This is a genomic window from Micromonospora sp. NPDC000442, assembly GCF_042898635.1.
Classification (GTDB): Bacteria; Actinomycetota; Actinomycetes; order Mycobacteriales; family Micromonosporaceae; genus Micromonospora.
In genome coordinates, this window is sequence record NZ_JBIAYZ010000008.1 from 83,902 (window position 1) to 98,989 (window position 15,088).

10 protein-coding genes are annotated in these 15,088 nt (G+C 69.7%); 7 read left to right on the forward strand and 3 right to left on the reverse strand.

The features are described from left to right. Positions 1-58 precede the first annotated feature (58 nt). Positions 59-1,630, forward strand: coding sequence for an NAD(P)-binding domain-containing protein (locus ACFY2A_RS15065; RefSeq protein ID WP_387171937.1), 1,572 nt, complete (start codon positions 59-61; stop codon positions 1,628-1,630). Continuing rightward, positions 1,627-3,180 carry a class I adenylate-forming enzyme family protein gene (locus ACFY2A_RS15070; RefSeq protein WP_387171939.1) on the forward strand — a complete coding sequence of 518 codons (1,554 nt, stop codon included), beginning with the start codon at positions 1,627-1,629 and terminating at the stop codon, positions 3,178-3,180. Before ACFY2A_RS15065 ends, ACFY2A_RS15070 begins: the two co-directional genes overlap by 4 nt. Positions 3,181-3,215: 35 nt before the next feature. On the opposite strand, the gene ACFY2A_RS15075 is transcribed toward ACFY2A_RS15070, so the two are convergent. Continuing rightward, a complete protein-coding gene (locus tag ACFY2A_RS15075; protein ID WP_387171941.1) occupies positions 3,216-4,406 on the reverse strand; it encodes a hypothetical protein in 1,191 nt (396 codons plus the stop codon). Between the two features lie 23 nt (positions 4,407-4,429). On the opposite strand from ACFY2A_RS15075, the gene ACFY2A_RS15080 reads away from it, so the two are divergent. The 4 genes from ACFY2A_RS15080 to ACFY2A_RS15095 all read left to right on the forward strand — a co-directional run bounded on the left by ACFY2A_RS15080 (position 4,430) and on the right by ACFY2A_RS15095 (position 9,991). Continuing rightward, on the forward strand, positions 4,430-5,464 hold the full coding sequence (locus ACFY2A_RS15080; RefSeq protein WP_387171943.1) for a hypothetical protein: 1,035 nt from the start codon (positions 4,430-4,432) through the stop codon (positions 5,462-5,464). Positions 5,465-5,575: 111 nt separating this feature from the next. After that, positions 5,576-6,643: an alpha/beta hydrolase family esterase gene (locus ACFY2A_RS15085; protein ID WP_387171945.1), complete on the forward strand. Its 1,068-nt coding sequence runs from the start codon at positions 5,576-5,578 to the stop codon at positions 6,641-6,643. Between the two features lie 579 nt (positions 6,644-7,222). Beyond that, positions 7,223-8,458 (forward strand): alpha/beta fold hydrolase, encoded by a 1,236-nt coding sequence (locus ACFY2A_RS15090; RefSeq protein WP_387171947.1) that lies wholly within the window; start codon positions 7,223-7,225, stop codon positions 8,456-8,458. Positions 8,459-8,584: 126 nt separating this feature from the next. Next, complete coding sequence (locus tag ACFY2A_RS15095) at positions 8,585-9,991, forward strand: FAD-dependent monooxygenase (RefSeq protein WP_363924281.1); 1,407 nt, start codon at positions 8,585-8,587, stop codon at positions 9,989-9,991. Here ACFY2A_RS15095 and ACFY2A_RS15100 read toward each other — a convergent pair whose 3' ends face one another. Next, entirely contained in the window at positions 9,992-11,221 is a 1,230-nt protein-coding gene (locus tag ACFY2A_RS15100) for an alpha/beta fold hydrolase (protein WP_363924282.1), read from the reverse strand. Between the two features lie 327 nt (positions 11,222-11,548). Here ACFY2A_RS15100 and ACFY2A_RS15105 point away from each other — a divergent pair, with 327 nt between their 5' ends. Further along, positions 11,549-13,018 (forward strand): dynamin family protein, encoded by a 1,470-nt coding sequence (locus tag ACFY2A_RS15105; protein WP_387171950.1) that lies wholly within the window; start codon positions 11,549-11,551, stop codon positions 13,016-13,018. Positions 13,019-13,113: 95 nt separating this feature from the next. Here ACFY2A_RS15105 and ACFY2A_RS15110 read toward each other — a convergent pair whose 3' ends face one another. Further along, positions 13,114-15,009 carry an Hsp70 family protein gene (locus ACFY2A_RS15110; protein ID WP_387171952.1) on the reverse strand — a complete coding sequence of 632 codons (1,896 nt, stop codon included), beginning with the start codon at positions 15,007-15,009 and terminating at the stop codon, positions 13,114-13,116. Between the last annotated feature and the right edge of the window lie 79 nt (positions 15,010-15,088).

The window sequence follows — 15,088 nt, forward strand, 5'->3', positions numbered from 1 at the left end:
CGCGGATTCTCAGAGCGGTCTGAGTTATCTCTGATGACCGGTCGCTAGCGTCCGGCGCATGACGCACGCCTACCTGATCATCGGTGCGGGGCCGGCGGGACTGCAACTCGGCGCGTTGCTCGAACGCGACGGTCATGACTACGTCGTCCTGGAGGCTGGCGCCGCGCCCGGCACCTTCTTCCGCCGCTATCCGCGACACCGCAAGCTGATCTCCATCAACAAGGTCCACACCGGTTGCGACGATCCGGAGTTCAACCTGCGGATGGACTGGAACTCGCTGCTCAGCGACGATCCGGAGCTGCTGTTCAGCCGGTACAGCCAGCGGTACTTCCCGGCCGCCGACGACCTGCTGCGCTACCTCGCCGACTTCGCCACGGCGACCGGGGTGCGGGTCCGCTACCGGACCCGGGTGGTCCGGATCGGCCGCGACGACGACGGCTTCCACGCCCTCGACGCCGACGGCCGCACCTGGCGGGGACGCCGACTGGTCGTCGCGACCGGCGTCTCGCAGCTGTACCTGCCGCCCATCGACGGGATCGAGACCGCCGAACGGTACGACACGGTAAGCGTCGACCCGGCCGACTTCGTCAACCAACGCGTCATGATCATCGGCAAGGGGAACTCCGGTTTCGAGACCGCCGACGCGCTGATGGAGACCGCCGCCGTGGTGCACCTGGCCGGGCCCCGCTCGGTGCGCTTCGCCTGGCAGTCACACTATGTCGGGCACCTGCGCGCGGTGAACAACAACTTCCTCGACACCTACCAGTTGAAGTCGCAGAACGCCGTGCTTGACGGCACGGTGGAGAGCATCCACCGCCGGCCCGAGGGCGGCTACCTGGTCCGCTTCCGGTACGCCCGCACGGTCGAGGCGGTCCGGGAGATCCGCTACGACCGGGTCATCGCCTGCACCGGATTCCGTTTCGACGCGAGCATCTTCGACGAGAGCTGCCGACCCCGGCTGGTGATCGACGACCGCTTCCCGGAGCAGACCTCGGCGTACGAGTCGACCTCGGTCCCCGACCTCTACTTCGCCGGCACCGTCACCCAGCAGCGCGACTTCAAAAAATCGACAAGCGGCTTCATCCACGGCTTCCGGTACGGGGTACGGGCGCTGCACCGCATCCTCGCGTCCCGCTACCACGACACGCAATGGCCGACCACCCGCCTGGCGGCGACCCCCGAGGCGATCACCGACGCGATCATCGCCCGGGTCAACCGCTCCTCGGCGCTCTGGCAGCAGTTCGGGGTGCTCGGCGACGTGGTGACGGTCCGCGACGACACCGCGTACTACCACGAGGAGGTGCCGATGGCGTACCTCGCCGACGGTGGGCTGGACGACGGGTGGGCGCTCGCCGTCACCCTCGAGTACGGGCCGGACCACGACTCCGCCGACCCGTTCGACATCTCGGTGCCCCGGGTGGCGGAGAACGACGCGTACGCCGCGCACCGGGCCACGTACCTGCACCCGGTCGTGCGGCACTACCGGGACGGGCAGGTGGTGGCCGTGCACCACCTGGCGGAGAACCTGGAGAACGAGTGGAACCTGCCCACCGTGCACCAGCAGCCGCTGGCGGTCTTCGTCAAGGAGTCCCTGGCCGGTGTCGCCCCTGCGGCGGGAGCATCCGGGTGACGACGGGAGCCGAACCGGGCCATCCGCAGGCGATCCTCGACCTGCTGGACAGCGGGCGGGTCCGCCCGGTCATCGAGCACGGTTCGCGTACCGTCGGCGCCGACGAGTTGTCCGAGCTGGTCGCCCGGGTCGCCGCAGGGCTGCGGGCGGCGGGAATCGGTCCCGGTGTCGGGGTGGCGGTGGCGCTGGGTGTGTCTCCGGAGGCGTTCGCCGCCATCGTCGCGGCACAGGTGGTCGGCGCCCGGGTCGCCGGGGTGCGCCCCGGACTCCCTCCCGATCACCTCCGGCACCTGCTCGGCCACCAGATCTCGGCGGTGCTCGTCGACCGCTCGACCGCGACCGCGCAGCTGCGGTCGGCCACCGCCGACCTTGCCCTGCTCGGCATCGGCCCGGTCGACGGAACACCCGACCTGACCGCCACTCGGGCCGACGTCACCCCGCCGGTCCCCGCCGGACGTCCGGACGACATCGCCCGGGTCGTCTACACCAGCGGCAGCACCGGCAACCCGAAGGGCTGCCTCCAGACGTACGCGTCACTCGACGCCGCCTGGGCGGCTCACCCGGACCGGTGGCCACCGGCGGTCCGCGACCTCGCCGGCAACCTCGACCGCTACCTGGTGTTCGGCTCGCTGAGCAGCCAGGTGATGCTGGAGTACGGCATTCTCACCCTGGCCGCCGGGGGCACCATGGTGATCGCCGAAGCACCCCGGGCCGGGAAGCCGTTCTTCCCCGACGCACTGGTCCGGCACCGGGCGACGGCCAGTGTGATCACCGTGCCCCGGCTGGCGAAGCTGGTCGCCGCCCAGCGCGCCGCACCGGCCGACCTCGGCGCACTGCGCGCCCTGCTGGTCTCGGGCTCCCCGCTGCACCCGGCCCGGCTCGACGAGGCGCTCTCCGTGCTCGGGCCGGTCGTCTACCACGGCTACGGCCAGACCGAGACCGGCATGATCTCCATGCTGACCCCGGCGGAGATGCTCGCCGCACCGGCCCTGCTCGCCTCGGTGGGCCGCCCGCCGACCGCGGTCGAGGTGCAGGTCCGCGACACCGCCGGCCGGCCGGTCCCGGCCGGGGTCGAGGGGGAGATCTTCGTCCGCACCCCGTCCCAGGCGAGCGGTTACTGGAACGACCCGGCAGAGACGGCCGAGGTCTTCACCGACGGTTGGGTACGCACCCGTGACCTCGGACGGCTGGACCGCGACGGCTACCTGCACCTGCTGGGACGGGCCCGGGACGTCATCATCGTCAACGCCGACCTCCAGTACGCCGGCCCGATCGAACGGGTCCTGGCCAGCTCCGCCGACGTCGTCGAGGCGTACGTGGTGGCCGCACCCGACGAGGAGACCGGCGAGGCGGTGCACGCCTTCGTGGTGCCCGCGCCGGGCCGGCAGCCGGATCCGGACGTGCTACGCGAGCTGGTCCACAAGCAGCTCGGCGAGCCCTGCACTCCCCGGAAGATCACCTTCATCGCCGAGGCACCGGTCACGGCCGCCGGCAAGCCTGACAAGCGACGCCTGGCCGGCCTACCCGACGGGCGCGACGCGGACGGGTGACGGGCGGCGTCCCAGGCGCGCCGCGTGACGCGTGTTCACTGGACGGTGGTCTCGACCTCGGACAGGAGCCTCTGCACGGCGCTGCCGTGCGCAACGGCCCGGTCGTGCAGGCGGGCAGCGGGCCCGGGCCCCCACAGGCGGGCGGCCAACTGTTGGTACTCCGAGAGTTTGGGCATCTTGCTGTCCAGGCGGAACAGGATGGCCAGCGGGCGGCGGCGCCACCAGCGGCTGATCCAGTCGATCGGTTGCGTCAGCAGCAGTGCACCGTAGCTTGTCGGCACGGTCGGCGCGGTGGCCACCGTGACCGCCTTCTCCGTCAGGTTGAGCATCTCGGTCACGGATACCGCCTCGCGCCCCGGGCCGCTCGCCTCATCCAGCAGGGTTCGGTAGCGGGTCAGCAGTTTGCGGCGTTCGCGGATCGTGTCGGCGGCCTGCAACTCGGCCTTGAAGTCAGCGAAGTAGCGGCGGTATCCACTGAACTCGTCGCGGACTCGGAGCACCTGCTCGGGAATGTCGTCGAGACCGGACGCGCGGGACAGCACGAGCGCGGCGATCGGCGGGATCGGGATCGTCGACATGGCCGTCCACTCGGCGACGACGTCGCCTCCGGTGAGCGGTTCCTGGAGCGATTCGGCGATCCTGTCGTACAGCTGACGCGGCAGCGACCGGTAGGTCTTCTGCAGGGTGCCGGCGACGAACGGCACGCGGTCGAAGTCGGGAAAATAGTCGAGGCCGTGCGCGGCGGCCACCACCAGATAGCCGTTGCCCCGGTACATCCGCTCCTTGGCCACGGCCTCGCCCGCGCTGGCGAAGCTGCCGAGCCCGTCGACCTGGGCGAGGAGATTGTTCAGCCCGGTCGTGTAGTCCAGACCGGTCACCGCGCCGGTCTCGCCGGCCACGGACGGGTCGTCGCCGTCGCCGTCGGCCACCCGCATCGCGAGTTCGTCGGGCAGTCGCAGCGCGATCCGGCGCAGTTCGTCGCGCGGCAGTTTCGGCACAAATGTCCGGTACAGTCCCTCCCGAGCGAGCTGGCTGCTGAGGCCACTGACGTACTCGTTCGAGGCACCCAGTGCCTCCATGCGGTCGAGCAGCACCGCGGCCTCGCAGAGCGAGCAGAGATCGAGGAACCTGGGGAGGGTCAGCGCCTCCGGCCGGGACAGGACGCCGCTGGCGTTGGCCATCAGTGTCTGCGTCACCAGCGCCACATTCTGTCCGTTTGCGGCCACGGCGTCCATTCTAGGATCGACCCATGATGCTGGGCTCGACGGGCGTCGAAGCTACCGAGTTCACCGGATCAGACCTTTGCGCCGTACGCGACCTGGTGGCGGGCGGCCAGATCGTCCTGCTCCGCGACGAGGTGCCCGCAGACAGCCACACGGATCAGTGGCCACAGGACATCGTCGAGTCGGTCGGTGAGTGTGCCGCGGTGCCGCTGTCCATCCTGACCGGCGCGGGCGGGCCGCGCTATCCGCTGGTGATCGGCCCACGCGAGAGCATCCGTTACCTGTGCTCCTACGCCGACCGCATGCCACCACCGCCATTTCCGTACGAGGCCCGGCCGGTGGTGACCGACTACCGGGAGTTCCGGGATCTGTGGGTGGCCGAGCCGGGCCGGTTCACGCCGGACACCGACGGCTACGCCATCGGCCACGCGCTGGCTCTCCTGCATTCCCGCAACATCCTGCACGGCGACGCGCATCGCGGTAACTGGCTGTTCGACCGCGAGGGTCGGGCGCTGGCGGCCGACCCGAAGCCGGTTTTCCTCCGTTGTCCGCCGAGCCCGGAGCAGTGCGCGACCGACATCCGTCCACTGCTGCCCGCCCTGGACTCGAACGGCTGGATGAGCTTCCGGCTCAGCTACCGCAGGACCTGGCCGGAGGAGGGCCGGGTCATCGACCTGATCCAGCTCACCGACCGCACCGGCTGGGCAGCCGCGTTCCGCACCAGGGACTACCAGCGCGCCGCCGAGCTGATGGGCCGCCAGCTCACCGGCGAGTGCACCCCGATCGTGCGAGTCATGCTGCTCGCCAACCGGGCGATCGCGCGCAGCCGCACCGGCCGCCACGACGACGCGTGGCGGGACATCGCCGACGCCGCCCGACTGGCGCAGGAGCGCAGCCCGCATGTGGCCAGCGGACTCGCCATCGCCGTGGCCGTCGTGTCGGCCGACCAGGGCGACCGGTCGGTGGCACTGCACGCGCTGTCGATGGTGACCGGACAGCCCGAGCAGTTGCTCACCCGGTTGGAGCCGAGCGACGCGCAGCTACCGATCATGAACATGTGAACCGGCGGCCGACGCCGAGGACCAACCGCCACGACCAGTGACACCGTGTCACATGCGGTCATGACACCACGCCACTGACGCCTCGGCCGCGTCCGCGCTGTGATGGGGTACATGTCCACCACCCCTGCCATCGAGCCCGCGAGGAATGCCGACATCGTGCCCCGCCGTCCCCGGCGGTGGCTGCGGATCCTCTCCGGCATCTTCGTCACCGTCGTGGCCGTCGCCAGTCTCGGCGTCGCCGCTCTCCAGCTCGGCCTGCCCTGGCAAATGGGCGAGGGCGACCGTAACCACGTCTACCAGGGCCCCGCTGGTTCGCAGCGTTACCAGGTCCATCTCCCGCCCCAACACGACGGGACGACCCGGCTGCCGGTCGTCATGGCGATCCACGGTTGCGCGATGACCGGCTACGGGTGGAACTCGATGAAAGCCACCACGCAGTTCAACAGCCTGGCCGACCGGGAAGGCTTCATCGTCGTCTACCCCACGCAGTTGATCTCCCGCAACGTGATCGCCTGCTGGAACTCGGCTGATCCCCGCGAGCAGCAGCGGCACACCGGCGAACCCGCGCTGCTGGCCGGTGTCGCCCGCCAGGTGGTCGAGGAGTACCACGCGGATCCGGATCAGGTGCACGTGGCCGGCGCGTCGTCGGGGGCGGGCACCGCCGTCATCCTCGCCGCGACCTACCCCGACGTCTTCGCCACGGTGACCTCGGTCGCCGGCGGCGAGTACGGGCTCAACCAGGTCGACCCGGACCACCCGGACTCGACATCGCCAGTGGACACGGCACGTCAGGCGTGGGCGCAGATGGGTGAGCGGGCCCGGCGGGTGCCGCTGCTGATCATCCAGGGTGAGCAGGACGAGGTCGTGCCGCCCCTGGTCGCCACCCGACTCGCCACACACTGGACCGCGGTGGGCGATCTCATCGACGACGGGCTGACCAACGACAGCCTCGGCTCGACCGAGGAGACCGTGTCCGTTCCCGCCGCTGCGGGACGACACCCGTACACGCACACGACGATCACCGCGTCGGACGGCTCGTCGATCGTCGAGTCGTACCACGTCCAGGGCATGGGGCACGCCTGGCCGGGCCCGGACGGCGACGGCAGGTACACCGACCGCGCGGGTCCCGACGCCAGCGAGATCGTGTGGCGGTTCGCCGAGCGCCACCCGATGCCATGAGGACTGCTGCCACTTCTTGATCCACTCACGATAGCGCCGGTCACTCCTCAGGACTGTTGGACAAGTTCCACGGAAGGGTAAACAGGTCCGCCCAGCGGGTTCGACAGGCGCCAGGACACCACCAGCAACCGGTGAGGATTGCGTCCCCTGACCACCGAAAACCTGTCGCCATACGACGAACTGCTCACCGATGACAACCTTTTCATCGTCGACGCGGACGGTCCCACAGCGGCGGCTGTCGCGTCGACGAGCGCGCGGCGGGCAACGACGAGCCCCACCCGGGTCGGCAGCGGCTTCGGCCGATCACGACGACCGTGCCGCCGACCTGACCAACCTCTGCGCGGCGTTTGCGGACCCGGTTCTCCCGACACTGGAGAATGCCGCGGTGGGTCTCGTCGTCGGGGACCGCCCGAGGGAACCTTCGCCGAGCGGTAACCCGACGGTTCGTGACATGTCCCGGCCATGAGGACTCGCGGCGTGCCTGACCCGATGACTCAGCCCGCCCACCCCGGGTCTCTGACCAGTTACCGAAAAGGCTCAATTAATCGTTATCTGCCGATCAATCTATAGTTGTAAACGATGACTGACGGCGTGTTCCGCTTCGAATCATTCGACTTGGATGTCATACGCGGCCGGCTCAGCCGCAATGGCCAACCGATCCATGTCGAACCGCGCGCCTTCGCCCTGCTTTGTCATCTCGTCCAGAATCGTGATCGAGTGGTGACGAAGGCCGAGTTGCTCGATGCGGTGTGGCGTGGGCGTTTCGTCACCGAGGCCGCGCTCACCACCGCCCTCCGCACGGCCCGCCGGGCGGTCGGTGACGACGGCAGCCGACAGCGACTCATTCGCACCCTCCAACGACGCGGCTACCAGTTCGTCGCTCCCACGACACCGGGCCCGGCCGGCGCGGCTACGGGTTCCGGCCCCACCGTTTCGGTCCCCGGCCCGCCGGCCCGGTCGCGGGCGTCCGGCGCCGACCGCGAGGTCATCCGCTTCTGCCGGGCCAGGGACGGCACCCGCATCGCCTATGCGGTCAGCGGCGACGGTCCGCCCCTGGTCAGAACCGCCAACTGGCTGACCCGCATCGACGTGGAACGAACAGTGGACATGTGGTCGCACTGGTTCGACGGCCTCACCCGGGATCGCCAACTGATCCGCTACGACGAGCGCGGCTCCGGCCTGTCCGACTGGACCTCACCGGGCATCACGGTGGAGGACTGGATCGCCGACCTCGACGCGGTGATCGATGCGATGGATCTCGACCGGATCCCCCTGCTCGGCGTGTCGCAGGGCGGGGCGGTTGCGCTGGCGTACGCAGCGCGGCGTCCCGAGCGGGTCAGCAGGCTGATCCTCGCCGGCGCCTACGCCAGGGGGCGGCTCGTCCGCGCCGCTGACGACAACGAACGCGACGCGGCAGCCGTCGACCTGGACGTCGCCCGGCTCGGTTGGCTCACCCAGGATCGCAGTCTGCTGCGCTTCTTCGCGTCCCAGTTCCAGGCAGACGCCGCTCCGGAGCGGTGGGACGAATTCGTGGCCCTACAGCGACAGACCACCTCCGCGGAGAACGGGGTCCGGTTCCTGGAGGCCCTGGCCCACATCGACGTCTCGGCCCTCGCCCACCAGGTGAGGTGCCCAACACTGATCATTCACTCCCGGGAAGATCAACGAGTGCCGGTCGCGGAGGCCATGAAACTGGCCTCCCTCATCCCGGACAACCGCCTCGTCCTGCTCGAGAGCCGCAACCATCTGCTCACCGGTTCCGAACCGGCCTGGGCCCAGTTCCTGCACCACGTCAACAGTTTCCTCGCGGCCTGACCACGGTCGGGTGCCCTCTCCTCAGCGAAGCCTCAGACCTTCACCAAGTGTCGGCTCCGCAGCTGGACGGATGCTCGAAGCGACCGGCCGCCCGGCCGGGTCCGGGACGAGGCGGAGTGGCTAGAGATGATCGAGCGCCGAGGTGGTAGGGCCGTTGTCATCGGAGCGAGCATCGCGGGTTTGGCGACCGGGCGGGTGCTGAGTGACCACTTCGACCAGGTGACCATCATCGAACGCGACCGCCTGCCCGAGGAGCCGGTCGTGCGGCGAGGCGTGCCCCAGGGCCGTCATGCCCACGTGTTGATGGCCGCGGGTATGCGGCTGTTCAGTCACTGGTTACCCGGCCTGGTCGATGATCTGGTGTCCGGCGGTGCGGTCCCCGTACGCAGCGGTGACCTGCTCTGGCACCAGGGCGGTGACTACTGGCGAATGCCCGACGCCGGCCACCCGGGCATCTCGATGAGTCGGCCGCTGCTCGAGGGCTCGATCCGCCGACAGCTCGTGCGGGACAGGCCCAACGTGTCCGTCACCGACCAGACGGCGGTGGACAGGCTCATCGTTGCCGACGGGCGGGTGATCGGGGTCCGCTGCGAGGGCACGGAGCACCGGGCCGACCTGGTCGTCGCCTGCACCGGCCGGAACACCAGGTTCCTGGACCACCTTTCCCAGGACGGGTTTTCCGTACCCGAGGTCTCGGCCATCCACCTCGACATGGCCTACGGAACCCGGCTAATGCGCCGGGACCCGGATCAGCACGACAGCGTCCTTGCGCTTGTCGTCGCCGATCCGGCCGGTGGCCACCGGATCGGCACCCTGGTGCCGGTGGAGGGGGACCGATGGATCGTCACCCTCGGGGCGTTCCACGGTGATGCGCCGCCCACCGACCAGGCCGAGTTCGAGCAGTTCGCCCGTGCCCTGCCGGCGCCCGTACTCGCCGACATCCTGACCCGGTCCAAGGCCCTGACCCCGGTACTGACGCTCCGGATGCCCACCAGCCAGCGCCGCCACGTGGAACGGATGAGACGCAGCCCGGCCGGATTCGTGGTGCTGGGCGATGCGATCTGCAGCTTCAATCCGGTCTATGGACAGGGAATGTCGTCGTCGGCTCTCCAGGCCAGTGCACTCGGTCGGGCCATCGAGCGGCACGGCCCCACCTCACCGGCGCTGCCGAAAGACTTCTACCGACGGGCCGCCAAGGTTGTCGACGTGCCATGGCGGATCGCGGCGGCCGCCGACTTCGCCGATCCCCGAACCAGCGGGGTGAGGCCGCGCGGCACCGACCTCGTCAACCGCTACATCGCGACGGTGATCCGGGCATGCCACACGTCCGTACCGGTGACCCTGCGCGTGCTGCGGGTACAGAACCTGCTGGCGCGCCCGGAATCTCTGATGACCCCCGTCATGGCCGTCCGGGTGTTGCTGGCCGCCCGCCGCTCGTCCGCTGCGGACCGGTACCCGCGCCGCTGGCTCGCGCGGCCGCGTGCGGCCAGTGGGCCGACCCCGGACACCGGGGGCGAGGACGAGAACCGGTGACTATTCGCCAAGGAATTCCTCGATGTGGAACAGAAACTCGTGCCACGCCGGCTCGGCAGCGGTGAGCAGGTGATTCCGGCTGTTCAGCAGCACCAACTGACTGTCCGGAATGAGTGCCGCCAGCTCTCTGGCCTGCGAGACCGGTACCCGCGCGTCGTCACGGGAGTGGATGATCAGAGTCGGACACTGCACCCGGTGCGCGATGTCGGACACATCGATCTGGGCGAACTCCTCCAGGAAGCGGACCCCGTTCTCCGGTGAGGTCGTCTGCCGCTGGAAGGCGGTGAACTCCTGCCACTCCTCAGGCGTTCCGTCGGGCAGGAACTGGGAGGCGAAGACCCGCAGGAATCGTGGATCCTGATGGAGCCAGCCGACCCTGGCCAGGCTCAGGTCGAGTGCCGCCGCGTCAGCCTCGGCGACGCTACCGGCCCTGACCCGACGTCCACGGGCGTACGCGCCCGCCAGGATCAGTCTGCTGACACGTTCGGGACGACGGACGGCGTACGCCACCGCCACCGCGCCACCCTGCGAGACACCGAGCAACGGAAACCGGTCAAGCCCCACCGCGTCGACCACGGTTTCCAGATCATCGACCCAGTCGTCGAAGGTGTAGCTCGGCGCCACCCAGTCCGACAGGCCACAGCCCCGCTCGTCATATCGGATCAGCTGCCGATCACGCGCGAGACCGTTCAGCCAGTGCGACCACACCGGGGTCGCCCACTCCAGTTCGAGGTGGGTCATCCAGTTGGCGGCCTTGAGCAGTGGTGGGCCCGAGCCGGCCGTGGCGTACGCGATGCTGGTGCCGTCGTCCGCGTTGCAGAACCGGATGGTCTGGCTTTCCACGCCGGTAAACGGTCCCGTCGGTCCGGGCGCGACGTCCGAGCCCCGAACGGTTCCCACCGTCGGTCCGGCCGCGAGCAGGGTCGTCGGGCCAACGAACTGATAGCCCCGCCGATGAACAGTGCGGATCATCTGCTGCTGGCTGCCCGTGTCACCCACCGCCAGTCGCGCGGTCCGGAGCCCCGTGGTGAGGGCGGCCTCGCTGACGAAGCGGTTACCCCACACCTCGTCGAGCAGCTCGTTCTTCGTGACAACCCGGTCCCGGTGTCTGACCAGGTGCAACAGGAGATCGAGGGCGCGCGGCTCGACGTGCACCGCCGAACCGGCCCGGCGGAGCTGGTGACGAAACGCATCCAGCTCGTAGTCACCGAAGCGATAGGTCTCTCCCACAGTGCGCTGAGCGTACTGTCCGCATCGGCCGGAACTCCATGACGGCCCCACGACAACTCCCCCCCCCCGGCCGCAGATCCGTGACGCGCGCCGGCCGCGCGCCTGGCGGGCTCAGAGGTTCGTCAGGCAAACCTCAGACTTCCGCCAAGTGGTGACTCGGCAGCGAGCCGATGCTTCAAGAGACGCAGCCGACCCGGGTGAGCGACGGTCGTCGTGGTGACGTCGGCAGGAGCACGGAACGTAGTCCGGACAACGACGAGGTGAGGATGTGGGGTCCGAGTTGGTCTGGATCCATCTGCTCGAACCGCACCCCCACGCGGGGTACGCATGAGCCTTGTCGACCGTACGCGGGTGGTGCTCGACCACGCCGTCGACGTATACCGTGGCACGCCGCACGAAGCGCGACTGGACGCCCTGCGCGACCGGCTCGACGAACCACTTCGGGTGGCTGTCGCCGGCCGCATCAAGGCGGGAAAGTCGACCCTGCTCAACGCCTTGGTCGGGGAACGGCTGGCACCCACCGACGCGGGTGAGTGCACCCGCGTCGTCACCTGGTACCAGGACGGACACACCTACCAGATCGTGGCCCATCCCCACCAGGGCCTGCCACGACAGGTCCGATTCAGCCGCGAAGCCGGTGCCATCGACATCGACCTCGGCGATCTCAGCTCGGACGACGTGGCACAGCTGGAGGTCAGCTGGCCCTCGCAGGCGCTGCGACCCATGACGCTCATCGACACACCCGGTATCGGATCGCTGTCCGAGCAGGTCTCGCAACGGTCCTGGGACCTGCTCGTCCCGGACGACCAGGAGACTCCCGCGGACGCGGTGATCTACCTGATGCGGCACCTGCACAGCAACGACGTGGACTTCCTCCGCGCCTTCCACGATGTGGAGGTGTCCCGACCCAACCCGGTCAACGCCATCGGGGTCCTCTCTCGGGCCGACGAGATCGCCGTTGGCCGGCTCGACGCGATGGCGTCGGCACGTCGGATCGCCGGCCGGCTGGGCACCGACCCGAGCGTCCGGAAGTTGGTCCAGTCCGTCGTTCCCGTGGCTGGTCTGCTCGCCGAGACCGCAGCGACCCTCACCGAGGTGGAGTTCGCCCGGCTGCGCCGCATCTCGGAGCTGCCGGCCGCCGAGACCGAGCAGCTGCTGCTCTCCGCCGACAGATTCGTCCAGTCCATGCCCGAGCTGGGGATGACCTCAATCGAACGGGAGGAGTTGCTTGCCCGCTTCGGCATGTTCGGCCTACGCCTCTCCGCCGCCCTGCTCAGACACGGCACCTGCGGCACCGCCACCGAACTGGCCCGGGAGCTGACCGAACGCAGCGGGCTGGCGCAGCTACGAGAGGTCCTCGGGTCGCTGTTCCTCGAACGTCGGGACGTACTCAAGTCGAGGTCGGCCCTGCTCGCACTGGCCGAGGTCACCCGCCTGCACCCGCGGTCAGGTAGTGAGAGTGTCGCGGGAAAGGTGGAGGAGATCATCGCCTCCGCGCACCCGTTCAACGAGCTTCGAGTGCTCTCCGGCCTGCGGGCCGGCTGGGTGACCGGAAAGCCCGACGTCGTAGCCGAACTGGAACAGCTCATCGGCGGCAGCGGCGCCGCACCCCACCAGCGGCTCCGGCTACCGCCGGATGCCTCCGACGCCGAACTGGACGCGGCAACCGACGGTGCGCTGGCGCGTTGGCAGCGCCGCGCCGAGAACCCGTTGACCTCGCCACCGATGGCGGTCGCCGCCCGGGTTGCCGTCCGTTCCTGCGAAGGCATGATCGCCGACCGGCACCGGTCGCGGTAGGGAACGTGCGCCCGGTCCGCCCGGAACGCCGAGGTGGCGCGGAGCGGGCCCGACGAGTCGATCGTCAGGCCCGCTCGCCGTTCCTGTTCGGCCGATCAGTAGCGTTGGATCGGGAAACAGTTGCCGGTGTGGTAGCTGCCGTCGTAGGCCCTGGCCAACTGGTGCCCGTTGCGCGCGACCCGGGCACAGATCTTCTCGGCGTCACCGACGGCCTGGAAGTCCTTGTCCGAGGTTCGGCGTATCGAGGGCTGCTGGTCCTCGAAGTAGTAGACGCCGTGGCTGGTGGCCTGGCTGCCCATCGTGTCCTCGTCGGGCGTCGTGCCATCGCCGCCGTAGAGATGCAGGTGGAAGCCGTTGTTGATGTCCGGTTTGCTGCCGTTCCACTCCGCGTCGAACCACACCGTGAAGGTGCCGTCCTGCACCGTCGCCCTGGTGATGCAGACCCAGCGGGTGCTCTGCTTCAACTCCGTACAATCCTCGTCCGGCGGTACCTCACCGGCCGCCGGCGCGTCTGCAGCCGGCGGCTCGTTCTCCGGCTGGCCCGCAGCGGCGGCGAGATCGTTGCCAGCGTTGTCCTGATTCTCCTGACCGGTCCGGTTGACCAGCGCCCAGGCCGTTCCGCCACCGACCAGCAGGAGCACGGCCACGGCTGCCGCGACCAGCAGCGGACCGCGTCGCCGGCCTCCGCCCGCGGTCGACGGCGCAGTGGGAATCCGCCCGGTGGAGTCGACGTCGTGCGTCGTCGCGGTGCCCGGCACGGTCGCGGCCCCGTACCCGGTCGGTGGCCAGCTCCGGACGGGCCGCTCCGGCACCGCCGGGGCCCGATTGGAGTACGCGGGCATCGCGGCGGTCGGCGCGGGTGCGACGTCCGCATCCGTGGACCGGGCAGCCGCAGGAATGGGCACCTCGTGCGCGGTGCCGGGAGCGGCGATCCCGGTACTCGCCTGCCAGGCGGCACCGAGCGCGACGGCGTGCTTGGGGTGGACGTCCACCGCCACGGGTCGGTCCAGCTCCGAGCCGACCAACTGCGCGACAATCGGCATCCTCGACGAGCCGCCGACCAGTAGCACCGAGTGCAGATCCTGCGGGGCCACCCCCGCGGAACGGACCGCTCGCCGCAACGACTCGATCGAGCCGTGCAGCGCCGGGCGAACCATGGCTTCCAGTTCGGCGCGGGTCAGCCGGACCTCGGTGTTGATGTTCGGCAGCAGTACCGGAATCGAGGCATCCGTGTCGGCGGAGAGCGCCTCCTTCGCCTGCACGCATTCGTCACGCAGCCGCGCGACCGCCGCGATCACCGAAGGGTCGTCCTCGTCCAACTCCCCCAACTTGTCGCCGATGGCGGCGGCAACGTGAGCGAAGATCGCGGCGTCGAAGTCGATGCCACCGAGCCGCTCGATCCCCTCGGGGGCACCGATCAGGTCGAAACCGCTCGCCGTCTTGCGCAGCACCGCCGCGTCGAACGTCCCGCCACCGAGGTCGTAGACGGCGACCACCGCACCCGGCTCCAGCCGCTGCTGGTGCGCGTAGAACACGGCCGCCGCCTCCGGCTCGGTGGTGAAGGTGACCGGCTGCTCGATGCCGGCCAACCGGACCGTCTGATGCATCAGGTCCATCTTGTACGGTCCCCAGTTGGCCGGGCGGGAGACGCAGATCGCGGCCGGCTCTCCGCCCTCGCGGGACACCACCTCGTCGACGGCGGCCCGCAACATGCGGGCCATCAGCGCCTCTGCCGAGTACGGCACCCCACCGAGCAGAATCGGCGTGGAGTCGCCGAGGCGTCGCTTGAACTCCCGGGCCACCCGGTTCGGCTCACTCAGCCCCCGGCGGTTGGCGCTGTCGCCGGTCAGGAACGTCTCGTCGGCGCGAAGCAGCACCACCGAGGGAATCGCCGCCGAGTGGCTCCCGAGTGCAGCGATCTCTGCGCGGCCGTCGCGCCAGACGGCCGCAGCGGTGTATGTGGTTCCCAGGTCGATGCCGAGTGCGTACATCCCAATGCTCCGGAGTTCGTCGAAGATGAATCGTTTGCGGTAACGGACTGTCGGTCAGCGACCGAACCGGACCACCCGG

Bases quoted from the DNA above. Each gene is read 5' to 3' on its own strand.
- ACFY2A_RS15095 (WP_363924281.1), top strand. From the start codon at position 8,585: ATGATCGAGCGCCGAGGTGGTAGGGCCGTTGTCATCGGAGCGAGCATC.
- ACFY2A_RS15080 (WP_387171943.1), top strand. From the start codon at position 4,430: ATGATGCTGGGCTCGACGGGCGTCGAAGCTACCGAGTTCACCGGATCA.
- ACFY2A_RS15090 (WP_387171947.1), top strand. From the start codon at position 7,223: ATGACTGACGGCGTGTTCCGCTTCGAATCATTCGACTTGGATGTCATA.
- ACFY2A_RS15110 (WP_387171952.1), bottom strand. From the start codon at position 15,009: ATGTACGCACTCGGCATCGACCTGGGAACCACATACACCGCTGCGGCC.
- ACFY2A_RS15105 (WP_387171950.1), top strand. From the start codon at position 11,549: ATGAGCCTTGTCGACCGTACGCGGGTGGTGCTCGACCACGCCGTCGAC.
- ACFY2A_RS15085 (WP_387171945.1), top strand. From the start codon at position 5,576: ATGTCCACCACCCCTGCCATCGAGCCCGCGAGGAATGCCGACATCGTG.
- ACFY2A_RS15065 (WP_387171937.1), top strand. From the start codon at position 59: ATGACGCACGCCTACCTGATCATCGGTGCGGGGCCGGCGGGACTGCAA.